The following is a 21,389-nucleotide window of genomic DNA, read 5'->3' on the forward strand; positions in this document are numbered from 1 at the left end:
ATGCCTCCGGTGCCACGAAGGCGGCCTGCGGGCCGTCTTTTTTTTTGCGCACGTGACCGCCCGCCTCACTACCCACATGCCGCTCATCGGCACTTGCCTACCCTGCACGCTGATTCGCAACGCAGCAGGTGCATGTGACCGATCCATCGTCTCCCCGCCCATCCACACCGATGCCATCGGCAGCCCGCAGCCCTGCACGTCGCCTGCGCCGCCTGCTGGTGTCGATTGCACTGCTGTGCGTCCTGGGTGTGGCGGCGCGTTGGGCATGGCAATTGCCGATTGCCGAGCAACTGCGCACCAGCTGGGAGCTGTCGCGCATGCCGCCACCGGCGCAGTTATCGGTACCGGTCGAAGGGGTGCAGGCGCGCCGCATCGCCGATACCTTCGGCGCACCGCGCGGTCGCGACCGACGCCATGCCGGCGTGGATATCTTCGCGCCGCGCGGCACGCCGGTGCTGTCCGCGACGCGCGGGGTGGTCAGTGCCATCCGCGATCAAGGCCTGGGCGGCAAACAGGTCTGGGTGCTCGGGCCGGCGATGGAACGCCATTACTATGCGCACCTGGACGATTGGGCCGCCGGCCTGGCCGTTGGCAATGTCGTTGAGCCCGGCACACGGCTCGGCATGGTCGGCACCACCGGCAACGCGCGCGGCACGCCGCCGCATCTGCACTATGGTGTCTATGGGCGCAACGGTGCGTACGATCCGCTGCCGCTGCTGCGCAAACCCGTGCCACAGCCGGCACAGTGAGCATGCTGGAACACTGCGTCATGGCCCGCGCTATCGAGGCCGTTGCTGGCTGCGCCTATGGTGGAGTCAGCCCAAGGAACGACGCCCTTTCCATGTCCCGAAAACGCTATCGCATTACGGTCACGCCCATCGAGAGCGATGGCCGCCCCTGCAGCGATCGCTGCACCATCGAATTCGAACAGCGCTCGCGTGCCGACTGGATGCGGTTGCTCGAGGAACTGCACCTGCGACGCGATCTTAGCAGCGACGAATGTGCCGCACTGACCGTCGGTTCGCAGCTGCTGGAAGACCTGGCCGCCCGCCCGCGCGCGCAGCCAAGCGATGCGCTGGAGGCCTTGCGGCCAAAACTGCAGTTGTTGCTGGAGCGCCTGCAGCGCGTGCAGCCGGCTCCCGGCAGCTGAGACCGACGCCGCGGTGATCGCTACACTGCGCATATCGGGGACGGGAGATGCGCCATGCGTGGGTTGGGGATCGTCATGTTTGCAGCGGCCATCGCCGGTTGCAGTTGTCATCGCAGCGCTGACGAAGAAACCGCCACGGCAGCGTCCTCGCAAGTCATGGCGGCGACCAAGACGCCAGGGGGCGCCACTGAGGGCGATGCGCCCGCACGACCCGCAACCGATGCCAACCTTGACGATGCCGCCGCGCGCGCCAGCTTTGCCAAAGCAAGCGCAACCGTGCAGCGGTATCTGGGCGCCTTGCCCGGCGCGGCGCGCGGCGATGCCGATGCACTGTGGAGCGGTGGTCGCCCTGCGCCGGTACCGGACGATGCGGCGCTGCGCAGCATTACCAACATCCAGTCGATGCGCATCGACAACGACCCGCCCATCGCACTGGACCACGCGCAGCCCCCGCGCCTGATCGAAGTGCCGGTGCGGCTGATCGTGCGCACCGAGGCCGGCACCCAACGCCTGGCCGGCGCTTACCGGCTGCAGCCGCGCAGCGGCAGCGACGACTGGGAGATCTATTCGGCCACCCTGCATCCGGTGTTGCGCTAACCCACGGTTCACCGGCACCGACTAAGGTGATCTCCACCTGTTGCCGGAGTCACCCGATGAAACTGCGTTCGCTTGCCGGATCCCTGCTTGCCCTGGCTCTGGCGCTACCGACGACCGGCGCGTGGGCGACGCCGCAGATCCAGGGGCACCAGATCAGCGTGCAGGGCAGCGACCTGCAGCAGTTCCTGGGTGGCCGCTTCCCGCAGACGCATGATGCGCTGGGCGGCCTGGTCGAGATGACGGTCAGCAATCCGGTGCTGTCGCTGCCGCCGGGCGACCGGCTCAAGATGGCATTCGATCTGGCGCTGGCCACCGCCGGCGGCGCGCCCGCACCGGTCGGCAATGTGACCTTGACCAGCGCACTGCGCTACGACACCGCCAAACAGGGCTTTTACCTGGATCAGCCCACCATCGATGACTTCCGCCCGGCCAATGCCGGCGCACGACTCGACCAAAGCACCCGCCAGCTGCTCAATGCCTGGCTGGCCGATTACGCGCGCAAGGAGCCGATCTATCGCATCGACCCGGCCATCGCGGCGGTGATGGGCAATGTGCAGGTGGAGTCGGTCGGCATCCAGAACGGCCGCGTCGCGGTCAATTTCAACCAGAACATCGAGCAACTGGTGCCGGCAGCCGCGCTGTCCGGGAAATAGGCCCTCGCACCGGTCGCGACGCAGCATGGACGTACGCCGTCATGCCGTTGCGCAAAGTCGCGCGAACCATTATTTGATCAAGACAAAGGCCCGGCGCCACCACGCCGGGCCTTTGCTTTCATGCTGTCACCATTGCAACGATGCGATCAGGACGCCAGGGCCTTGGCCACCGCGGCGGTGAAGGCCGGGATATCGTCTGGCTTGCGGCTGGTGATCAGCGTCCCGTCGACAACGACTTCTGCATCCTGCCAGCGTGCGCCGGCATTGCGCAGGTCGGTCTTGACCGACGACCACGAGGTGACGTCGCGATCGCGCACCAGATCGCTTTCCACCAGCAGCCACGGGCCGTGGCAGATCGCGGCAACCGGCTTGTCTGCACTGGCAAAGGCCTGGATGAATGCGATCGCCTTGGCGTCGCCGCGCAGGGTGTCGGGGTTGAGCACACCGCCCGGCAGCACCAGCGCATCGTAGGTGTCGACCTTGGCCTGGTCCAGCCGCTGGTCCACCGGCACCGAATCGCCCCAGTCGGTCTTGTCCCAGGCGCGAATCTGCGCTGCGTCACCGGGCGCGATCACATCGACCTTGGCACCCCAGGATTCCAGCAGGCGCTTGGGCTCAGTCAGTTCGGACTGTTCGAAGCCGTCGGTGGCGAGCACGGCGATGGTCTTGCCGGAGAGCGAATAAGACATGGGGGACTCCTTGCTGAAAAGAAGCCCGCACGCTAGTCGTGCAGCTGTTGCACGTGGGTGAACCGATGTGTGCGCCGCGTCAGTGCGGGCAGCCGCACGCGCGTGCTCAGCGCTTGGGCTGCAGCATGGTGCCGGTGCAGTTCTTGGACCCGCAGCGGCATGCCCAGATCTTCTTCAGACGCGGCGTATGCCGCTCGGCCAGCGTGATGCCGTAATTGTAGGTGAGCTCTTCGCCGGCCTTGATCGCGCGTTTGGCCTCGATGAAGATCTTGTCCTTGCTACGGTCGTCGCCTTCGGCCTCTTCGATCACCGCTTCGCAATTGGGATTGCAGCTGTGGTTGATCCAGCGCGCGACATTGCCCTCGTAGTTGGCATCCAGCACGTAGTCGTCGCTGAGCGTGAACAGGAAGGTATGCCCGCTTTCGACATCGCCGGTGTCATCGGCATCCACTTCCGCGTGCGTGCGCAAACGCCCCTTGTACTGGATGATGCGCTCGCCTTTGCGGAGCGCGGCGAGGGCGAACATGCCATTGCCGTGGATACGTGACTTGCGGGCGGCAACTTTGCGCGACATGAAGGGGTCCAGTGATGGGGCCGCTCATTGTGACTGCAGTGCGACGATGCGCCAAGCACAAGCGCACCATCGCTCGCAACGGCGCACGCTTGCCGGCGGCTGAACCGGGCGGTTGGCCCTGCCCGGCCGGAAAGAGTACAATTTCGGTCCGCTTTAAGGTTCCTGCTCGCTCATGTTGCGCGTTACCAAACTCACCGATTACGCCACCGTCGTGTTGACCGTCCTGGCAGCGCGCTGCGGGCAGGTGCTCAGCGCCAGCGAACTGGCCGAGCAGGCCGGCCTGGAACCGCCGACCGTGAGCAAGATCCTCAAGCCGCTGTCGCAGGCGGGCCTGGTCGAAGGGCTGCGCGGCGTGCATGGCGGCTACCGCCTGGCGCGCGCGGCCAGCGAGATCACGCTGGTGGAGATCGTCGAGGCGATGGAAGGCCCGCTGGCGATCACCGAATGCAGCCAGGACCACAGCCAGTGCGGCATCGCGCAGACATGCGGGGTGCGCTCCAACTGGCGCCTGATCAACGACGTGGTCGGCGATGCATTGCGTCGCGTCACGCTCGCCCAGATGTTGCAGCCCCTCTCTCTCCCTGGCGACGGCCGTCGGCGTTCCATCGCCGCACGCGTCGCGACCACCTGACCCTGTAGGCAGCCCGATGGCCACCGAACTTGCACCCCCGCAGAATGCCGAAATTATCGAACGGTTGGGCCGACGCTATGACGCCGGCTTCATCACCGAGATCGAATCGGACTCGCTCCCGCCCGGCCTGGACGAGGACGTCATCCGTGCGTTGTCGGCCAAGAAAGACGAGCCGCAATGGATGACCGACTGGCGTCTCGAGGCGTATCGGCACTGGCTGAAGATGCCGATGCCGGAATGGGCGAAATTGAAGGTTTCGCCGATCGATTTCCAGGCATTGAGCTATTACTCCGCGCCCAAGGGCCCGAAGTACGCCTCGCTGGACGACGTGCCCAAGGAACTGCTCGACACCTACGACAAGCTCGGCGTGCCGTTGCACGAGCGCGCCCGGCTGGCCGGCGTGGCAGTGGATGCGGTGTTTGACTCGGTCTCGGTCGGCACCACCTTCCGCAAGGAGCTGGCCGAAAAGGGCGTGATCTTCTGCTCGATGTCCGAGGCCATCAAGGAGCACCCGGAGATCGTCAAACAATATCTGGGCAGCGTGGTGCCGGTTGGCGACAACTATTTCGCCGCGCTCAACTCGGCGGTGTTCTCCGATGGCAGCTTCGTTTTCATCCCGAAGGGCGTGCGTTGCCCGATGGAACTGAGCACCTATTTCCGCATCAACGCCGGCCACACCGGGCAGTTCGAACGCACCTTGATCGTGTGCGAGGACAAGGCCTATGTGTCGTATCTGGAAGGCTGCACCGCGCCGATGCGCGATGAGAACCAGTTGCACGCGGCGGTGGTCGAGCTGGTGACGCTGGAAGATGCCGAGATCAAGTATTCGACCGTGCAGAACTGGTATCCAGGCGACGAGGAAGGCCGTGGCGGCATCTACAACTTCGTCACCAAGCGTGCCGAGTGCCGCGGCGCGCGCAGCAAGGTCACCTGGACCCAGGTCGAAACCGGTTCGGCGATCACCTGGAAGTATCCCTCCTGCGTGCTGCTCGGCGACGATTCGGTCGGCGAGTTCCATTCGGTGGCGCTGACCCATCACCGTCAGCAGGCCGATACCGGCACCAAGATGATCCACATCGGCAAGCGCACCAAGAGCAAGATCGTCAGCAAGGGCATCAGCGCCGGGCGCGGACAGAACACCTATCGCGGCCTGGTCAAGGTGGACCGCAATGCCGATGGCGCGCGCAATTACACCCAGTGCGATTCGTTGTTGATCGGCAAGCAGTGCGGCGCGCATACCTTCCCCTACATCGAGGTGAAGAATCCCGGCGCCACCGTCGAGCACGAGGCCACCACCTCCAAGATCAGCGACGACCAGCTGTTTTATTGCCGCGCGCGCGGCATCAGCCAGGAGGACGCGGTGTCGCTGATCGTCGACGGCTTCTGCAAGCAGGTGTTCCGCGAGCTGCCGATGGAGTTCGCAGTGGAAGCCAAGAAGCTGCTGGAAGTCTCGCTGGAAGGCAGCGTCGGCTGACGCCGACGGAATGGGGAGTGGGGAATGGAGAATCGGTATTGGTTCTCTTTCCTGCTCCTTGCCGCGCCAACGTCTCGCATTACCCATTCCCTATTCTCGATTCCCTATTCCCATGCTTACGATCAACAACCTCCACGCCAGCATCGCCGGCAAAGACATCCTCAAGGGCCTGTCGCTGGACATCCAGCCGGGCCAGGTGCACGCCATCATGGGCCCCAACGGCGCCGGCAAGTCCACGCTGGGCAATGTGCTGGCCGGGCGCGACGGCTATGAGGTCAGCGCCGGCAGCGTGCAGTTCGAAGGCAAGGACCTGCTCGAGCTGCCGCCGGAAGAACGCGCGGCGGCCGGTCTGTTCCTGGCCTTCCAGTACCCGGTGGAAATCCCCGGCGTCAACAACACCTATTTCCTGCGTGCCGCGCTCAATGCGCAACGCAAGGCGCGTGGCGAGGACGAGCTGGACTCGATGCAGTTCCTCAAGCTGGTGCGGCAGAAACTGGCCGTGCTGCATCTGAAGGACGAGCTGCTGCACCGTGGCGTCAACGAAGGGTTCTCCGGTGGCGAGAAGAAGCGCAACGAGATCTTCCAGCTGGCTGTGCTCGAACCCAAGCTCGCCATCCTGGACGAGACCGATTCGGGCCTGGACATCGACGCGCTCAAGAGCGTGGCTGATGGCGTCAACGCGCTGCGCTCGCCGGAGCGTTCGTTCCTGGTGATCACCCACTATCAGCGCCTGCTCGACTACATCACCCCGGACGTGGTGCATGTCCTGGCCGAAGGCCGCATCGTGCAGAGCGGTGGCCCGGAACTGGCGCTGGAGCTGGAAAAGCACGGCTACCACTTCCTCAAGGACCGCGTGGTGCCCGAGGCGGCTGCCTGATGAGCGCCCTGCTGGAATCCCTCGCCCGTGGCTTCAGCGGCAACGACGCGCGCCGCGCCGAGCTCGATGCCGCGCTGCAGACCGGCCTGCCCGGCCCGCGCGCCGAAGCCTGGAAATACACCTCGCTGCGGCAGCTGGAGCGGCGCAGCTTCCAGCCCGCGCCGCTGGTGCCGACGTTGATCGACGCCGCGTTGCTGGACGAGATCCCGTCACCGCGACTGGTGTTCGTCAACGGCCGCCCGTCCGACGCATTGAGCGACCTGTCGACGCTGCCGGACGGCGTACAGCTGGACACCTTGTCCGCGTCGCTGGCCGCAGGCGACGACGCGCAGCAGTTGCTTGGCCGCCGTTTCGAGGGACGCGACGAAATCTTCGCGCGCCTCAATGCCGCGCTTGCCGACGAAGGCGTGCTGGTGCGCGTGCAGGACGGCGCGCAGATCGAGGCGCCGCTGCACCTGGTCTTCATCGGCGTGGCCGGCGAGCACGACCTGTCCTGGCATCACCGTCACCTGATCGAACTGCGCGCCGGCGCGGCGCTGAACGTGGTCGAGCATCACCTGCATGTCGGCGATGCCGCGCATCTGCACAACAGCCTGATGCATGTCCATCTGGCCCAGGATGCGGTGCTGTCGCATGCGCGCGTGCAGGCCGACAGTGCGCACGCAACGTCGCTGTTGCGCACCGACGCGGTGCTGGCGCGCAATGCGCGCTACCAGCGCGTGGATCTGGAACTGGGTTCCAACCTGTCGCGCCACGAGCTCAACGTGCGCCTGGAAGGCAACAACGCCCAGCTCACCGCCAATGGCGTGCTGCTCGGCAACGGCCGCCGCCATGTCGATACACGCCTGGGTATCGCGCACATCGCCCGCGACACCAGCTGCGAGCTGGTCTGGCGCGGCGTGGGCGCCGATCGCAGCCGGGTGGTCTTCCACGGCGGCATCAACATCCGTCCCGGCGCCGACGGCACCGACGCGCGGCTGTCGAACAAGAACCTGCTGCTGTCGGCCAATGCCGAGATCGATACCCAGCCGGTGCTGGTGATCGATGCCGAGGAAGTGCAGGCCGCGCATGGCGCCACCGTCGGCCAGCTCGACGACAATGCCCTGTTCTATCTGCGCTCGCGCGGCCTGCCGCAGGCCGAGGCGCAGCGTTTGCTGAGCGCCGCGTTCTGCCACGAGCCGCTGCGCATGCTGCCCAGCGCGCTGGGCGCGGTGCTGGCGCTGCAGCTGGATCGCGCACTGACCTCGGCAGGCGTGGCATGAACGCGCCCGCCACCACGCACCTCGCCGCGCCGGACTGGGAGCGCGTGCGCTCGGATTTCCCGTTGCTGATGCGGCAGGTGCATGGCAAGCCGCTGATCTATTTCGACAACGCGAACACCGGGCAGAAGCCGCTGCAGGTCATCGCCGCGACCGACGAGTTCTACCGTCGCCAGAACGCCAACGTGAGCCGCGCAGTGCATGCGCTGGGCACCGAGGCCACCGATGCCTTCGAAGGCGCGCGCAGCAAGCTGGCACGCTTTCTCAACGTACGCGCCGACGAACTGGTGCTGTGCAGCGGCACGACCTTTGCGATCAATCTGGTCGCTTATTCATGGGCGCTGCCGCGCCTGGGCGCCGGCGATGTGATCCTGATCTCGCGCATGGAGCACCACGCCAACATCGTGCCGTGGCAGCTGGTGGCGCAACGCACCGGCGCCACCATTCGCGTGGCCGAGATCACCCCGGACGGTGCACTGGATCTGGACGCCTTGCGCAAGGCGATGACGCCGCAGGTCAAGCTGCTGGCGATCACGCATGTGTCCAATGTGCTGGGCACGGTCAATCCGGTGCGCGAGATCTGCCGCGAGGCGCGCAAGCGCGGCATCGTCACCGTGGTGGATGGCTCGCAGGCGGCGCCGCATCGGCGTATCGACGTGGCCGGCATCGGTTGCGATTTCTACGCAATCACCGGCCACAAGATGTGCGGGCCCACCGGCACCGGCGCACTGTGGGCGCGTCGCGAACACCTGCAGGCGATGCCGCCGTTCCTGGGCGGCGGCGAGATGATCAAGGAAGTGAGTTTCGAGGGCACGGTGTTCAACGAGGCCCCGCACAAGTTCGAAGCCGGCACGCCCAACATCGCCGGATTCATCGGCCTGGGCGCGGCAGTCGATTACCTGGAGTCGGTCGGCCTGGCGCATGTGGAAGCGCGCGAGGCCGAGCTGCTGGCGCACTTCACCGAGGAGCTGCAGCGCATCGACGGCCTGCGCATCTTCGGCACCACGCCGGACAAGGCCGCGGTGGTGTCGTTCCTGATCGAAGGCGCGCATGCCCACGACCTGGCCACCCTGCTCGACCTGGAAGGCGTCGCGGTGCGCTCGGGCCAGCACTGCGCGCACCCGCTGCTGCAGTACTACGGCGTCGCCGCCACCTGCCGCGCCTCGCTGGCGTTCTACAACACGCATGACGAGATCGAGCGCTTCGTTGCTGCGCTGGTGAAGGTGCGTCGCCTGCTGGGTTGATTGGAATCGGGAATGGAGAATCGACAATGCGGCTCTCCCGCAGACTGATGCGATTCGACACGTGGAATAGCTCATCGAGCGGCGCAACGCTTTTCCCGATTCCCGATTCCCGATTCCCGATTCCCGATTCCCGATTCCCGATTCCCGATTCCCGATTCCCGATTCCCGATTCCCGATTCCCGATTAAACTGCTCCCATGCAGACCACCACCTTCCGTACCGCCACCGTCGACGATATCGACGCCCTCGTGTCACTGGTGACCTCGGCCTATCGCGGTGATGTCAGCCGGGTGGGCTGGACCACCGAGGCCGACTTTCTCGACGGCGCGCGGATCGATCCTGCAGTCCTGCGCGAGGACCTGCTGCGCGATCGCAGCCTGGTGCTGCTGGTCGAACAGGACAGGCGCCTGCTGGCCTGTGCGCATATCGCAGACGACCAGGGTGCCGGCTACTTCGGCATGTTTGCGGTCGACCCCGCGCTGCAGGGCAGCGGGCTGGGCAAGACGCTGCTGGCCGAGGCCGAGCGTATCGCCCACAGCGAGTGGCAGCTGCCGGTGATGCGCATGACAGTGATCGACATTCGCGCCGAGCTGATTGCGTTCTATGAGCGACGCGGCTACCGCCGCACCGGCATCACCAAGCCGTTCCCGTATGGCGACGCGCGTTTCGGCGTGCCGCTGCGCCAGGACCTGCGCTTCGAGGTGCTGGAAAAACCGCTCGGCGGCGCAGCGCTGTGAGCGACACCTGGACCTTTGTCTGCGCCAGCGAGGCGCTGCTGCCCGGCGAGCTGCAGACCGTCTGGGACGAGGTAACCGATGCCCCGATCGTGATCTTCAACCTCGACGGCGAGCTGTACGCGCTGGAAGACCGCTGCAGCCATGAAGACTATGAATTGTCGCCGGGCACGTTCGACCCCGTAGAAGGCAGCATCGAGTGCCTGCTGCACAGCGCCCGCTTCGACATCCGCGACGGCCGCCCGCTGTGCGCACCGGCCTACACCGCGGTGCCCAAGTTCCCGGTCAAGCGCGAACACGGCGGCATCTGGACCCGCGACGACCGCTGACCGCGGCCGCATCCGCGCGCGAGATACGGCAGCCGTAAGTGGAGGCCACGCACGGCGCTGATCTGCAGTGGGTCGCTGTCCTGCATGCGCACCCGGAGTCCGCGGCTCCGCGCCCTGCATGGGAACACCCCCCTGCCATGTCAGCGAGCACGGCCGGCTGGAGCGCGGCTGTTGGGCCGGCGAGCAAGCGCAGATACGCGCATCTCCCACGCATCTCTGCCTTGGGACTGCAGCTGCCTGATGCCTCAGGCGTCGCGGTTGCCCCTTCGCCTGGCAGGCACCAAGAAAGATTGCAAAGAAGAATGATTTGCATTTAAGATCTCAGCCCTTCAGGCCTTCTTAACAACTGGCCTGCCCTGCGATCCCATGCGCCCAGCCCTGCTCGACACGTTTTTCCTGACCTTGCCCCGCATGCGCCTGGCTGCGCAGCGCTTGCGTGTGTCCGGACACTGGTCGGGCCGACTGGCCGCCTCGGGCTAGCGGGCCCGCTCCCGATCCGCCTTCCCATCCCGCATCCGCCGAGCCATCGCCAGGCCGGAGCCTCGCTTTCCTCTTCGAGACGCCTCATGACTCCCAGGATTTCCCCGCTCACCTCGGCCGTGCTGCTGACGCTGTCCGCTCCTGCCTTCGCCCAGCCCGGCGATGCGCCGGCGCCTCCGGGCGCGGTCGATCTGGACGCCATCCGGGTGCAGCAGGAACGTGCGCAAAAGCCGTCCTCGCCCAAGTACACCGAGGTGCTGCGCGACACGCCGCAGACGATCACCGTGGTCACCAAGCAGACCATGGACCAGCAGAACCTGCTGTCGCTGCGCGACGTGCTGAGCACCCTGCCCGGCATCACCTTCGGCGCGGGCGAAGGCGGCGGCGGCTATGGCGACAGCATCAACCTGCGCGGCTTCACCGCCAGCAGCGACATCACCACCGATGGCGTGCGCGACAGCGCGCAGTACAGCCGCAGCGACACCTTCAACCTGGAAGCGGTGGAGCTGATCAACGGCGCCAACTCGGCCATGTCCGGCGCCGGTTCGGTCGGCGGCAACATCAATCTGGTGACCAAGACCGCCGGCCAGGGCGACTTCACCAACGTCGTGGTCGGTGGCGGCAGCGACCGCTATGGCCGGCTGACCGCCGACAGCAATTACGATTTCGACAACGGCACCGCCGTGCGCCTGAACGCGATGGGCCACACCCAGGACGTGCCGGGGCGCGATGAGGAATTCCGGCATCGCTGGGGCTTTGCGCCGTCGGTGGCCTTCGGCCTGGGCTCGGATACCCGCTTCACCCTGAGCTACCTGCACCAGCACGACAACAACCTGCCGCAGTACGGCGTGCCGTTCGCGCTCAGCCCGTTCAACGACGGTCCGCTGCCGGGCGTGGACCCGGAAACCTTCTTCGGCTACCGCAACACCTCGCGTCAGGACATCGACGTGGACATGCTGACCGGCGTGCTGGAAATGGACTTCGACGACACCGTCAAGCTGCGCAGCCTGGCGCGCGTGCAGCGGGTCGACCAGACCACCAACGCCACCGCGCTGCAGGGCACCTGGTGCCTGCCCGACGGCACCGATCCGTACACCGGCCGCGCCTGCGCCGGCCAGCCGGCAGCCAGCTGGAATCCGAACAGTGGCCCGCGCGGCCTGGTGCGCGAGACGGAGAACTTCATCGCGCACAGCCAGACCGACCTGACCGCCACCTTGCACACCGGCGCCATCGAGCACCGCGTGGTCGCTGGCGTGGCCTTCAGCAAGGAAGACTTCGAACTCGATAGCGGCACCACCTTCCGCAATGCCGATGGCTCCACCACCGGCATTACCTATCCGCTGCAGTCCTTCGACAATCCCTACAACGTCTGGACCGGCCCGCAGAACTATTTCCGCACCGGGCGCAGCAAGGGCAGCCTGACCAACCAGGCGGTGTACCTGTTCGATACCTTGCAGTTCAACGAGCAATGGATGCTCAACCTGGGCGGCCGCTACGAGCACAACGAAGGCGACAGCACCACCTATACCGTCAACGCCGCCGGCAACGTCACCGGTGTGAGCCCGGGCTTCCCGGCCGGCAGCGAAGAGGACCTGTTCTCGTATCGCGCCGGCCTGGTCTTCAAGCCGGCCGAGAACGCCAGCCTGTACCTGTCCTACGCCAACAGCAAGACGCCGTCCAAGGCCTCGGTCAACGGCTCGTGCACGCCGATCGCCACTGCCACCGCCGGCGCCAACTGCAATGTCGAGCCGGAGACGGCGGTCAACATCGAACTGGGCGGCAAGTGGGACGTGCTGGACCAGCGCCTGGCACTGACCGCTGCGGTGTTCCGCAATGAGCGCGAAAACTACAAGGTCAACAGCGGCGACCCGCTGATTCCCGAGCAGGTGCTGGACGGCAAGGCGCGCGTGGACGGCGTCGCGCTTGGCGCCGCCGGTTACCTGACCGAGCGCTGGTCGATCTTCGCCAACTACACCTTCCTGGACAGCGAAGTGCTGCAGAGCGTGTCCAACCGCACCGAGAGCCTCACCGGCGACCCGGTGGCCGGACGCGAGCTGGTGCAGACTCCGCGCAATGCCGGCAACATCTGGACCACCTACACGCTCAACCAGTGGACCTTCGGCTACGGCGTCACCTACCAGGGCGGTTTCTATCCGAATAATTCCTCGGCGGCCGCCTACATCAAGACCGATGACTACTGGGTGCACCGCGCGATGGTCGGCCTGCGCGTCAACGACTGGCTCAGCCTGCAGTTGAACGTCAACAACCTGTTCGACGAGGAGTACTACACCAGCGTGCGCAACAACCTCACCGTCAACGCCGCAGGGACTGTCACGGCGGGCAATGGCTGGGCAATTCCTGGCGAAGGCCGCTCGGCGGTGTTGAGCGCCACGTTTAGTTTCTAAGCCTCCGGCACGCCGCCCGCACGGTGCGGGCGGCGTGGAGATCTGCCCATGTTGCTGCCCATTCCCGATGTCCTCACCCCCGCACAACTCGGCGAGTTGCGGGCACGGCTGGACGCAGCCGACTGGGCGGACGGCCGCATCACTGCCGGCCATCAGTCCGCGCAGGCCAAGGACAACGCACAACTGCCCGAAGACAGCGCCATTGCACGCGAGGCCGGTGCGCTGGTGCTCGAGGCGCTCGCGCGCAACAGCACGTTCTTTTCGGCGGTGTTGCCGCGGCGCATCTATCCGCCGCTGTTCAACCGCTACAGCGGCGGGCAGTCGTTCGGGTATCACGTCGACAACGCGATCCGTTACGACCGCAGTCGCGGCGGCGCAGATCCCATCCGCACCGACGTCTCCGCCACCTTGTTTCTCAGCGACCCGGACAGCTACGACGGCGGCGAGCTGGTGATCGAAGACACCTACGGCACGCAGTCGGTGAAGCTGCCGGCCGGGCACCTGGTGATCTATCCCGGCACCAGCCTGCATCGGGTGATGCCGGTGACCGGCGGCGCCCGTGTGGCGTGTTTCTTCTGGACGCAAAGCATGTTGCGCGACGATGCGCAGCGGCGCCTGCTGTTCGAACTGGATGTGTCCATCCGGCGGCTGACCCAGGACACCCCTGGCCATCCCTCGCTGATCCAGCTCACCGGCGTGTATCACAACCTGTTGCGGCAATGGGCCGATGTCTGAGCCCGCACTGGACCCCACGCAGTTGATCGACCTGCTGCGCACTCACCCCGATCGCGCGATCGCATGGCTGCGCAAGGCCGCCGAGCGCCAGGATCTGGCGGCGCAACTGCTGCTCGCGCAGCTCTACGCCGAGGGCCGCGGCATCCCCGCCGATCCGGCCATGGCCATGCTGTGGTACGAGGTGGCCGCCAATGCCGGGCATGCGGAAGCGATGAACCAGTTGGGGCGTTGCCATGAACTGGGCTTCGGCACCGCGTGCAACGAGGTGCTGGCGGCGCTGTGGTATCGCCGCGCCGCCGAACATGGCCTGGATTGGGGCATGTACAACCTCGCGCATCTGTACGGCTCCGGGCGTGGCGTGCCACAGGACCACGCCCAGGCGCTGGCGCTGTACCGCACGGCCGCCGAACGCGGGCACGCCAAGTCGATGAACTTTGTGGCGCGCTATCTCGACCAGGGCCTGGCCTGCACCGCGGATCCGATCGCTGCGCGCCACTGGTATCGCCGCTCTGCAGAAGCAGGCGATTTTCGCGGCCAGGCCAGTTACGCCACCTTGCTCGCGGATGCCGGCGACCTCGATCAGGCCGAGCGCTGGATGCGCCGTGCGATCGCCGGCGGGCATGCCGGCTTCCTGCAACAGCTCACGCCGTTGCTGGCGGGTGCAACGCACCCACGTCTGCGCGCGTTGCTGAGCGAAGTGACCGCGCGGCAATCGCAGTTGCAGCCGTCCCCGGCAGCGGACGTGGCCTGAGCGCGGCATGGCCACTTCCAATGACACCCTGGCCACCACGCAGCAACGCCGCGGCTTCTGGCTGCGCATGCTGCATCAATGGCACTGGATCAGTTCGGCGCTGTGCCTGATCGGCATGCTGCTGTTCACCATCACCGGGCTGACCTTGAATCACGCCGCGCGCATCGAAGCCAGCCCCTCGACCGAACACCGCACGCTCACGCTGCCGCCGGCACTGCTCAAGTCCCTGGGCACCCGCGAAGATGGCGACGCCCCGCTGCCGCCACGCGTAGCGCACTGGCTGGGGCGTGAGCTGGAGATCAGCATCGGCACGCGCAACGGCGAATGGTCGGCCGACGAGGTGTACCTGGCGCTGCCGCGCCCCGGCGGCGATGCGTGGCTGAGCCTGGATCGCAACACCGGCGCGATCGAATACGAGCGTACCGGGCGCGGCGCCATCGCTTATCTCAACGACCTGCACAAGGGCCGTAACGCAGGGCCGGCCTGGGGCTGGTTCATCGACGTGTTCGCCATCGCCTGCCTGGTGTTCTGCATCACCGGGTTGTTCCTGCTGCATCTGCATGCGCGCCAGCGCCGCATGACCTGGCCGCTGGTCGGCCTGGGCCTGCTGATTCCGTTGCTGCTCGCCCTGCTGTTGATCCACTGACCTTTCTACCGGAGACGATCATGCGCGCCACCCTGACCATCGCCCTGAGCGGCCTGCTCGCCATGCCGGCATACGCCGCCACGCTCGACATCAACGTGGAGATTCCCAAGCTCAACGTCGCCGAGTACCACCGCCCGTATGTGGCGATCTGGCTGGAAGGCGCGGACCAGAAGGTCGCCGCCAACCTGGCGGTCTGGTATCAATCCAAGGACACCGCCGAAGGCCATGGCACCAAGTGGCTGCCGGACCTGCGCCAGTGGTGGCGCAAGAGCGGGCGCACCCTGGAGGTGCCGGTCGACGGCGTCACCGGCCCCACCCGCCCGGCCGGCGCGCATGCGCTGTCGTTCTCCGACACCAAGGGCGCATTGACGTCGCTGCCGGCCGGCCAGTACACGCTGGTGGTGGAAGCCGCGCGCGAGGTCGGCGGCCGCGAACTGGTCAAGGTGCCTTTCAGCTGGCCGGCAAAGGCGCCGCAGAGCGCCAAGGCCAGTGGCAGCAGCGAACTGGGCGCCGTCAGCCTGGTCGCCAAGCCGTAACGCCTGGCGTCGGCCGGTGGCGCGGGCCGCTTGCGTCCCTGCCCCGCTGGCGCCCGCTGCAGCCGCTTCAGCAGATCGTCTCCCGCTTTTTTGTCCCACGCATCCAGCCAGCGCAGCGACGCGCGCTGATCAGACACGTGCCCACCGCCCTTATCGTCCTTCAAGGAGTTGTCATGCAACGTTCGCTCGTCCTGGTCGCCCTGCTCGCCGCACTGCCGGTCAGCGCATTCGCCCACAAGGCCTGGTTGCTGCCGTCGCAGACCGTCATCGCCGGTGAGGCCCCGTGGATCACCGTGGATGCGGCGGTCTCCAACGACCTGTTCTACTTCAATCACGTGCCGCTGCGCCTGGACAAGCTGAGCATCACCGCACCCGATGGCAGCGCGCTCACGCCGGAAAATCCGGCCACCGGCAAGTACCGCAGCGTGTTCGATCTGCAGCTCACCCAACCCGGCACCTACAAGCTGAGCATCGTCAACGCCGGCCTGTTCGCCAGCTGGAAGGAAGACGGCAAGCCCAAGCGCTGGCGCGGCGACGAAGCCCGCTTCGCCACCGAGGTGCCGAAGAACGCGCAGGACCTGCAGGTCTCGCAGTCCTTCAATCGCGTGGAAACCTTCGTCACCCGCGGCGCGCCGACCACCACCGTGTTCAAGCCCAGCGGCAAGGGCATCGAGCTGGTGCCGGTGACCCATCCCAACGATCTGGTCGCCGGCGAGGCGGCGCAGTTCACGCTGCAACTGGATGGCAAGCCGGCGGCCGGGCTGGAGATCGAGATCGTGCGCGGCGGTACCCGCTATCGCGATGCGCAGAACGAGATCAAGCTCACCACCGATGCCAAGGGCGGCTTCAGCGTGACCTGGCCGGAGGCCGGCATGTACTGGCTGGAAACCACCACCGAAGACAAGAAAACCTCGCTGCCGCAGGCCAAGCAGCGCCGCCTGGGCTATGTCGCCACGCTGGAAGTGCTGCCGCAGTAATCTGCCGGCACGCGGCAGGAGCGCGCACAGCGTGCATCCTGCCGCCCCATCTTCATACGATCCGTCCATGCCCGTCCCGTCTTCCTCCGACCACGCCATTGCCACGCTCGGCGGCCGCAGCATGGGCACCACCTGGAGCGTGAAGCTGGTGCCGCCGCGCGGACGCGATCTGCACCCCTTGCATGCGTGCATCCAGGCCGCACTGGACCGCGTGGTTGCGCAGATGAGTACCTGGGAAGCCGATTCGGATATCAGCCGTTACAACCGCGCACCACCAGGCAGCTGGCACCGCCTGCCCGACGAATTCCACGCGGTGCTGAGCGCCGCACTGGAGATTGCACAGGCCAGCGATGGCGCCTTCGATCCCACCGTCGGCCCGATGGTCGAGCTATGGGGTTTCGGCGCTGCCGCCGGGCGTCAGCGCGTGCCGACAGCAGAGGCGATCGCATTGGCCAGCCTGCGCTGCGGCTGGCAGCGCCTGCGGCTGGATGGCAGGCGCGTGCTGCAGCCGGGCGCAGCGGCACTGGATCTGTCCGGCATCGCCAAAGGGTTTGGTGTGGACTGCGTGCATCGCGCCTTGCTGCAGTCGGGGATCGACAGTGCCTTGATCGAGGTCGGCGGCGAATTGTTCGGTTACGGGCGCAAGCCCGATGGCAACGTGTGGCGCGTGCTGGTCGAATCGGCCCCCGACGAAGATGCCGGCACCGCGCTGCCGGCACGGGTGCTGGCACTGGCGGGGCTGGCAGTGGCCACCTCCGGCGATCGCTGGCACCGCTTCGATGCCGATGGCACGCGCTATACGCATACCTTCGACCCACGCAGCGGCACGCCCGTTCCGCATGCCCCCGCGGCGGTCACCGTACTGGCTCCCGATGCGATGCAGGCCGATGCCTGTGCCACCGCGATGACCGTGCTTGGCGTCGATGCCGGTCTTGCCCGTGCACGCAAGGCGGACCTGGCCGTGCGATTTCTGGTGCGCAAGGACGGCATTCTGCTCGAATCCATGAGCCCGGCGTTCGAACGCCACCTGTCCGCGTCATGAGCAGCGCCACCTCACGCGTGTGGCTGGGCAATGGGCTGGTTCTGCTGGCGCTTGCCGGCGTCGTCGGCTGGCTGGGCGGCTTGCATGACGGCACATGGTGGAGTGCACCCACGCCGCAGCGCTGGCAACTGGCGGCTCTCGGCCTGGCGCTGTATCTCGGCCTGTGCACGGCCGTGCTGCTGCGTGCGCGCACGCGTGTTGGCGCACAACGCGCAGACGCCAGCGGCGTGTTGATCGTCTGGGCAAGCCAGACCGGATTTGCGCGCGAACTGGCGCAACGCAGCGTTGCCGCGCTGCAATCGGCAGGCGTCGGCGCGCATGCGCTGCCGATCGAGGCCGTCGATCGCGATCAACTCATACGCGTGCCGCGGCTGTTGTGCATCGTCAGCACCACCGGCGAAGGCGATGCACCCGACCACGCGCAGTCGGCCGAGCGCAGTTGGCTTGCCGACGACGCGCAGGATCTGACTGCCGTGCAGTACGCGGTCCTGGCCCTGGGCGACCGTGGTTATGCGCACTTCTGCGCGTTCGGCCGGCGCCTCGACGATCGCCTGCAGGCGCGCGGCGCCACGCGCCTGTTCGAGCGCATCGAGGTCGATAACGCCGACCCGAACGCACTGCAGCACTGGCAACGCCGTCTGGTGGAACTGGCGCCCGCACTCGCGACGCAGTCGGACTGGAGCCTGCCGACCTACACCGCCTGGCAGCTACGCGAGCGCATCCACGTCAATCCCGGCAGTGCGGGCGCACCGATTTACCGGCTGCGCCTGGTGCCATGCGATGGCGCGTTGCCGCACTGGAGCGCAGGCGATATCGCGGAGATTGCACCGCGTAACACGCCGGACGCGGTGGAGTCCTGGCTGCAGCGCAACCAACGCGATGGCGCGCAGCATATCGACGGCCGCCCCCTGCGCGACTGGCTCGGCGGCGCGCAACTTCCCGTCGATGCCGATGCCGCTCTCGGTATCGATGTGGGTGCCGGTGCCAGTCCCGATGCAGAAGCAGAAGCCGGAGGCGAAAGTGGCCCAGGTGTGGGTACGAATACAGAGGCGGCTGCAGGCATAGCTACAAGGACAGGCCTGAGCTCAGCAATGGACGCAGAAGCAATGGTGCGCCGCCTGGCCGCCCTGCCCCATCGCGACTACTCGCTTGCCTCCATTCCCGAGGAAGGCCATGCCGAACTGCTGGTGCGCGAGCACCGGCACGCCGACGGCAGCCTGGGCCTGGGTAGCGGCTGGCTCTGCGTCCATGCACCGATCGGCGCAGCCATCGCGCTGCGCCTGCGCAGCAACCCCGGCTTCCACCCGCCCGCACCCGAGCAGCCCATGCTGCTGATCGGCAACGGCACCGGCATCGCCGGTCTGCGCGCGCATCTGCGTGCACGCATCGCGACCGGCGCACGTCGTAACTGGCTGCTGTTCGGCGAGCGTAATGCCGCGCACGACGCGCTGTACGCCGACGAGCTGCAGCAGTGGCAGCAGGATGGCTGGATCGAACGCCTGGAACTTGTCTACTCGCGCGATCGGCAACAGCCACCGCATTACGTCCAACACGCACTGGCCGCCGCTGCCGACCGCTTGCGTCATTGGGTTGATCAAGGCGCCTGCATCTACGTCTGCGGCAGCCTGCGCGGCATGGCACCGGAGCTTGACCGGACCCTGGATGCCATTCTCGGTGCCGAGGTCAGACAGGAACTGCTACGCAACGGCCGCTATCGCCGCGACGTGTATTGAACCCTCGGGTGTAGCGCTGCCAACAGCGATCAACGCAGCGACGACCTGGCAGCCAGGCCAGCGCGCCCGTTGCTGCAATCCGCATCATCGATGCCTGCGGTGGCTGTGCGCTCACCGCATAAGTGAAACGCCCTAGACCGGACTCACCCGGATCGCCAGCAACTCGCCGCCGCCATCGAGCACATAGCGGGTGCGCGTGGAGGCACTCAGCCATGCGGTATCGCCGGCAGCCAACGGTGGCAAGCCGCTGTCGCGTCCAAAGCTGGCCTGGCCTGCGAGCAGATGGATCGCCCAGGCGCTGCCCGGATCGGCGAAAAACAGCATGGTGCCGACCAGCGGCCGATGCAGCAGTTGGGTCTGCAGCAGATCGCGCCGCCACATCAGATTGAAATCCTGGGTCGGCCCGTCGAGCAGCGTCGCATGCACCCTTTCTTCGCCTGCGAATCGGACGCGCTGGTACGGCGGCAGCAATGTGCAGCTGCGATGATTGCCGCCAGCAGCACCGATGCCACCATCGCCTCCAGCATCATGGCCGCCACGCCCAGCGCCACCGCCCTCATTGTCGCTGCCGCTATCGTTTTTGCCGCCAGTGCCGCCGCCAGTCGCAGTCGCAGTCGCAGTAGGAGTAGCAGTAGGAGTACCAATGCCTGCACCTGCACCTACACCTACACTTCCACCTGCACTTCTGTCGCAGCCAGCATCACCAAACTGCAGCCGCATGCCATTGCCGTGCAACAGCACCAGCTCGCGATCGATGCCTGGGAATGCGGAAAACACCGCATCCTGTTCGATCTCGGCGATCGACAGGCGTAGCGCCCACGCGTCGGCATCGCCGAGGCACAGGATCTCGCGCGTCCAGCCCAATTGATTGCGCCACCGCTCGCGGCGGTAGTCAGTGGCCGGAATCACCCGGCTGCTCAGGTCTGTGGGCTGCATCGGTGCATTGTGCCTGAAGCGCTGCGGTGGTCCGTCCTCCCCCGGCTCGGCGCGCCAGCGTATCGACCGGGCTCCACGACAGATGCGGGCAATACCATCGGCCAATAATGCTGGGCACGTGCTGGCAACCAGCAATCACCTGCGAGATGCCGCTGAGCAGACAGAGGCCTGCAGTTGAAACGTATGCCATAGGCTGACGGTTGACCAGCGGAGTGAGCCTACCGCCAGGAGCAGAGCGCTACGAGTGGCCCACTGCATCACTCATTTCCGCCGCACCATCGGCGTCCCCGGAATGGCCACGCGCACCAGCCAATCCGCGCCGAGTCCCCAAAACGAAAAACGCCCGGCTGCACATCCAAGTGCAACACCGGGCGATTCCACGTCCTTGTCGGCTTCCAGCCATCCCCCGGACATCCTGTCCAGTTAGGTTGCGGCCACGCATCCTCGCGTCGAACCGTATCTCGGATCCTTTCCCCTTAACGCCGTCCCACCGGTTTCACCGCCGCCCCCTTGGCAGCCTTCTTGGCGGGAGCCATCGTGGCTCCTACTTCGATCAGGTCGCGATTCCGTTCGACCGTCTTGAGTCCGATGCCCTTGACCAGTGCCAGTTCCTCGGCACTTTTGAAGGGACCGTTTGCCTGACGGTGCTCGACGATTGCCTCGGCTTTTGATCGCCCGACATTCGTCAGCACCTTGTCCAATTCCTCAGCAGACGCGGTGTTGATATCGACCTTGTCGAGTGCATACGCATTCGAGGACAACAGCAACGCCAGTAGCAGGGACTTCAGGACTACGGTAAATGACCTCATTGCAACGCTCCTTGTGGCTTGGGTGATGGTCCTAGCCAGCATTCCTGCCGGCGGAGCCAGTGTCCCGCGCCACATGCAGCAATCCTATCGCCAACGAACTTTTCACACAGCCGGTGAACTGCGCGCCGG

At 66.3% G+C, this 21,389-nt stretch carries 23 protein-coding genes; 19 read left to right on the plus strand and 4 right to left on the minus strand.

Annotation, left to right across the window (positions count from 1 at the left end; all coding sequences use genetic code 11):
• Positions 1–170: 170 nt before the first annotated feature.
• The 4 genes from EO141_RS10190 (at position 171) to EO141_RS10205 (ending at position 2,400) form a co-directional block, all read left to right on the plus strand.
• Positions 171–749: a M23 family metallopeptidase gene (locus tag EO141_RS10190; protein ID WP_127169119.1), complete on the plus strand. Its 579-nt coding sequence runs from the start codon at positions 171–173 to the stop codon at positions 747–749.
• A gap of 92 nt (positions 750–841) precedes the next feature.
• Complete coding sequence (locus tag EO141_RS10195) at positions 842–1,150, plus strand: DUF3861 family protein (protein WP_104583084.1); 309 nt, start codon at positions 842–844, stop codon at positions 1,148–1,150.
• A gap of 54 nt (positions 1,151–1,204) precedes the next feature.
• The gene (locus EO141_RS21525; RefSeq protein ID WP_164739149.1) at positions 1,205–1,747 is read left to right on the plus strand and encodes a hypothetical protein; all 543 of its coding nucleotides are present in this window, start codon (positions 1,205–1,207) and stop codon (positions 1,745–1,747) included.
• A 56-nt stretch (positions 1,748–1,803) separates the two neighbouring features.
• The gene (locus EO141_RS10205; RefSeq protein ID WP_127169120.1) at positions 1,804–2,400 is read left to right on the plus strand and encodes a DUF1439 domain-containing protein; all 597 of its coding nucleotides are present in this window, start codon (positions 1,804–1,806) and stop codon (positions 2,398–2,400) included.
• A 146-nt stretch (positions 2,401–2,546) separates the two neighbouring features.
• On the opposite strand, the gene EO141_RS10210 is transcribed toward EO141_RS10205, so the two are convergent.
• Both EO141_RS10210 and EO141_RS10215 read right to left on the minus strand, forming a co-directional pair.
• Positions 2,547–3,089 carry a type 1 glutamine amidotransferase domain-containing protein gene (locus EO141_RS10210; protein WP_115677639.1) on the minus strand — a complete coding sequence of 181 codons (543 nt, stop codon included), beginning with the start codon at positions 3,087–3,089 and terminating at the stop codon, positions 2,547–2,549.
• A 106-nt stretch (positions 3,090–3,195) separates the two neighbouring features.
• Positions 3,196–3,663: an SET domain-containing protein-lysine N-methyltransferase gene (locus EO141_RS10215; RefSeq protein WP_016902346.1), complete on the minus strand. Its 468-nt coding sequence runs from the start codon at positions 3,661–3,663 to the stop codon at positions 3,196–3,198.
• 172 nt (positions 3,664–3,835) lie between these two features.
• On the opposite strand from EO141_RS10215, the gene EO141_RS10220 reads away from it, so the two are divergent.
• The 15 genes from EO141_RS10220 (at position 3,836) to EO141_RS10290 (ending at position 19,515) form a co-directional block, all read left to right on the plus strand.
• Entirely contained in the window at positions 3,836–4,294 is a 459-nt protein-coding gene (locus EO141_RS10220) for an SUF system Fe-S cluster assembly regulator (RefSeq protein ID WP_115677640.1), read from the plus strand.
• Positions 4,295–4,310: 16 nt separating this feature from the next.
• Entirely contained in the window at positions 4,311–5,768 is a 1,458-nt protein-coding gene (gene sufB / locus EO141_RS10225; RefSeq protein WP_104583080.1) for a Fe-S cluster assembly protein SufB, read from the plus strand.
• Positions 5,769–5,880: 112 nt separating this feature from the next.
• Entirely contained in the window at positions 5,881–6,645 is a 765-nt protein-coding gene (gene sufC / locus EO141_RS10230; protein ID WP_054591439.1) for a Fe-S cluster assembly ATPase SufC, read from the plus strand.
• The gene (gene sufD, locus EO141_RS10235; RefSeq protein WP_127169121.1) at positions 6,645–7,907 is read left to right on the plus strand and encodes a Fe-S cluster assembly protein SufD; all 1,263 of its coding nucleotides are present in this window, start codon (positions 6,645–6,647) and stop codon (positions 7,905–7,907) included. Before sufC ends, sufD begins: the two co-directional genes overlap by 1 nt.
• Positions 7,904–9,148, plus strand: coding sequence for a cysteine desulfurase (locus EO141_RS10240; protein ID WP_127169122.1), 1,245 nt, complete (start codon positions 7,904–7,906; stop codon positions 9,146–9,148). The genes sufD and EO141_RS10240 overlap by 4 nt, the downstream gene beginning before the upstream one ends.
• 196 nt (positions 9,149–9,344) lie before the next feature.
• Positions 9,345–9,884 carry a GNAT family N-acetyltransferase gene (locus EO141_RS10245; protein WP_115677642.1) on the plus strand — a complete coding sequence of 180 codons (540 nt, stop codon included), beginning with the start codon at positions 9,345–9,347 and terminating at the stop codon, positions 9,882–9,884.
• Complete coding sequence (locus EO141_RS10250) at positions 9,881–10,210, plus strand: non-heme iron oxygenase ferredoxin subunit (protein WP_104583076.1); 330 nt, start codon at positions 9,881–9,883, stop codon at positions 10,208–10,210. Before EO141_RS10245 ends, EO141_RS10250 begins: the two co-directional genes overlap by 4 nt.
• A gap of 566 nt (positions 10,211–10,776) precedes the next feature.
• Positions 10,777–13,095, plus strand: a complete 2,319-nt coding sequence (locus tag EO141_RS10255) for a TonB-dependent siderophore receptor (RefSeq protein WP_127169123.1) — start codon at positions 10,777–10,779, stop codon at positions 13,093–13,095.
• Positions 13,096–13,143: 48 nt separating this feature from the next.
• Positions 13,144–13,830 carry a Fe2+-dependent dioxygenase gene (locus tag EO141_RS10260; protein WP_115677644.1) on the plus strand — a complete coding sequence of 229 codons (687 nt, stop codon included), beginning with the start codon at positions 13,144–13,146 and terminating at the stop codon, positions 13,828–13,830.
• Positions 13,823–14,581 (plus strand): tetratricopeptide repeat protein, encoded by a 759-nt coding sequence (locus EO141_RS10265; protein WP_126969568.1) that lies wholly within the window; start codon positions 13,823–13,825, stop codon positions 14,579–14,581. Before EO141_RS10260 ends, EO141_RS10265 begins: the two co-directional genes overlap by 8 nt.
• 7 nt (positions 14,582–14,588) lie before the next feature.
• Positions 14,589–15,227, plus strand: a complete 639-nt coding sequence (locus tag EO141_RS10270) for a PepSY-associated TM helix domain-containing protein (protein WP_119131201.1) — start codon at positions 14,589–14,591, stop codon at positions 15,225–15,227.
• A gap of 20 nt (positions 15,228–15,247) precedes the next feature.
• Complete coding sequence (locus EO141_RS10275; protein ID WP_104648139.1) at positions 15,248–15,763, plus strand: DUF2271 domain-containing protein; 516 nt, start codon at positions 15,248–15,250, stop codon at positions 15,761–15,763.
• A 173-nt stretch (positions 15,764–15,936) separates the two neighbouring features.
• A complete protein-coding gene (locus EO141_RS10280) occupies positions 15,937–16,740 on the plus strand; it encodes a DUF4198 domain-containing protein (protein WP_127169124.1) in 804 nt (267 codons plus the stop codon).
• Between the two features lie 67 nt (positions 16,741–16,807).
• Positions 16,808–17,782 (plus strand): FAD:protein FMN transferase, encoded by a 975-nt coding sequence (locus tag EO141_RS10285; RefSeq protein WP_164739150.1) that lies wholly within the window; start codon positions 16,808–16,810, stop codon positions 17,780–17,782.
• A complete protein-coding gene (locus EO141_RS10290) occupies positions 17,779–19,515 on the plus strand; it encodes a sulfite reductase flavoprotein subunit alpha (RefSeq protein WP_127169125.1) in 1,737 nt (578 codons plus the stop codon). The genes EO141_RS10285 and EO141_RS10290 overlap by 4 nt, the downstream gene beginning before the upstream one ends.
• Positions 19,516–19,647: 132 nt before the next feature.
• On the opposite strand, the gene EO141_RS10295 is transcribed toward EO141_RS10290, so the two are convergent.
• Together EO141_RS10295 and EO141_RS10300 are read right to left on the minus strand one after the other, a co-directional pair.
• Complete coding sequence (locus EO141_RS10295) at positions 19,648–20,451, minus strand: HutD family protein (protein WP_127169227.1); 804 nt, start codon at positions 20,449–20,451, stop codon at positions 19,648–19,650.
• Between the two features lie 476 nt (positions 20,452–20,927).
• Positions 20,928–21,302 carry a helix-hairpin-helix domain-containing protein gene (locus EO141_RS10300; RefSeq protein WP_321186573.1) on the minus strand — a complete coding sequence of 125 codons (375 nt, stop codon included), beginning with the start codon at positions 21,300–21,302 and terminating at the stop codon, positions 20,928–20,930.
• Positions 21,303–21,389 lie beyond the last annotated feature (87 nt).

The organism is Xanthomonas sp. BRIP62415 (genome assembly GCF_003993515.1).
Classification (GTDB): domain Bacteria; phylum Pseudomonadota; class Gammaproteobacteria; order Xanthomonadales; family Xanthomonadaceae; genus Xanthomonas; species Xanthomonas euroxanthea.

Excerpts from the sequence above, each read along its gene's own strand:
- EO141_RS10245 (WP_115677642.1), top strand. The coding sequence starts at position 9,345 with ATGCAGACCACCACCTTCCGTACCGCCACCGTCGACGATATCGACGCC.
- EO141_RS10295 (WP_127169227.1), bottom strand. The coding sequence starts at position 20,451 with ATGCAGCCCACAGACCTGAGCAGCCGGGTGATTCCGGCCACTGACTAC.
- sufC (WP_054591439.1), top strand. The coding sequence starts at position 5,881 with ATGCTTACGATCAACAACCTCCACGCCAGCATCGCCGGCAAAGACATC.
- sufB (WP_104583080.1), top strand. The coding sequence starts at position 4,311 with ATGGCCACCGAACTTGCACCCCCGCAGAATGCCGAAATTATCGAACGG.
- EO141_RS10285 (WP_164739150.1), top strand. The coding sequence starts at position 16,808 with ATGCCCGTCCCGTCTTCCTCCGACCACGCCATTGCCACGCTCGGCGGC.
- EO141_RS10270 (WP_119131201.1), top strand. The coding sequence starts at position 14,589 with ATGGCCACTTCCAATGACACCCTGGCCACCACGCAGCAACGCCGCGGC.
- EO141_RS10190 (WP_127169119.1), top strand. The coding sequence starts at position 171 with ATGCCATCGGCAGCCCGCAGCCCTGCACGTCGCCTGCGCCGCCTGCTG.
- EO141_RS10220 (WP_115677640.1), top strand. The coding sequence starts at position 3,836 with ATGTTGCGCGTTACCAAACTCACCGATTACGCCACCGTCGTGTTGACC.
- EO141_RS10275 (WP_104648139.1), top strand. The coding sequence starts at position 15,248 with ATGCGCGCCACCCTGACCATCGCCCTGAGCGGCCTGCTCGCCATGCCG.
- EO141_RS10195 (WP_104583084.1), top strand. The coding sequence starts at position 842 with ATGTCCCGAAAACGCTATCGCATTACGGTCACGCCCATCGAGAGCGAT.
- EO141_RS21525 (WP_164739149.1), top strand. The coding sequence starts at position 1,205 with ATGCGTGGGTTGGGGATCGTCATGTTTGCAGCGGCCATCGCCGGTTGC.
- EO141_RS10290 (WP_127169125.1), top strand. The coding sequence starts at position 17,779 with ATGAGCAGCGCCACCTCACGCGTGTGGCTGGGCAATGGGCTGGTTCTG.
- EO141_RS10215 (WP_016902346.1), bottom strand. The coding sequence starts at position 3,663 with ATGTCGCGCAAAGTTGCCGCCCGCAAGTCACGTATCCACGGCAATGGC.
- EO141_RS10260 (WP_115677644.1), top strand. The coding sequence starts at position 13,144 with ATGTTGCTGCCCATTCCCGATGTCCTCACCCCCGCACAACTCGGCGAG.
- EO141_RS10280 (WP_127169124.1), top strand. The coding sequence starts at position 15,937 with ATGCAACGTTCGCTCGTCCTGGTCGCCCTGCTCGCCGCACTGCCGGTC.
- sufD (WP_127169121.1), top strand. The coding sequence starts at position 6,645 with ATGAGCGCCCTGCTGGAATCCCTCGCCCGTGGCTTCAGCGGCAACGAC.
- EO141_RS10255 (WP_127169123.1), top strand. The coding sequence starts at position 10,777 with ATGACTCCCAGGATTTCCCCGCTCACCTCGGCCGTGCTGCTGACGCTG.
- EO141_RS10205 (WP_127169120.1), top strand. The coding sequence starts at position 1,804 with ATGAAACTGCGTTCGCTTGCCGGATCCCTGCTTGCCCTGGCTCTGGCG.
- EO141_RS10210 (WP_115677639.1), bottom strand. The coding sequence starts at position 3,089 with ATGTCTTATTCGCTCTCCGGCAAGACCATCGCCGTGCTCGCCACCGAC.
- EO141_RS10265 (WP_126969568.1), top strand. The coding sequence starts at position 13,823 with ATGTCTGAGCCCGCACTGGACCCCACGCAGTTGATCGACCTGCTGCGC.
- EO141_RS10240 (WP_127169122.1), top strand. The coding sequence starts at position 7,904 with ATGAACGCGCCCGCCACCACGCACCTCGCCGCGCCGGACTGGGAGCGC.
- EO141_RS10300 (WP_321186573.1), bottom strand. The coding sequence starts at position 21,302 with ATGCTGGCTAGGACCATCACCCAAGCCACAAGGAGCGTTGCAATGAGG.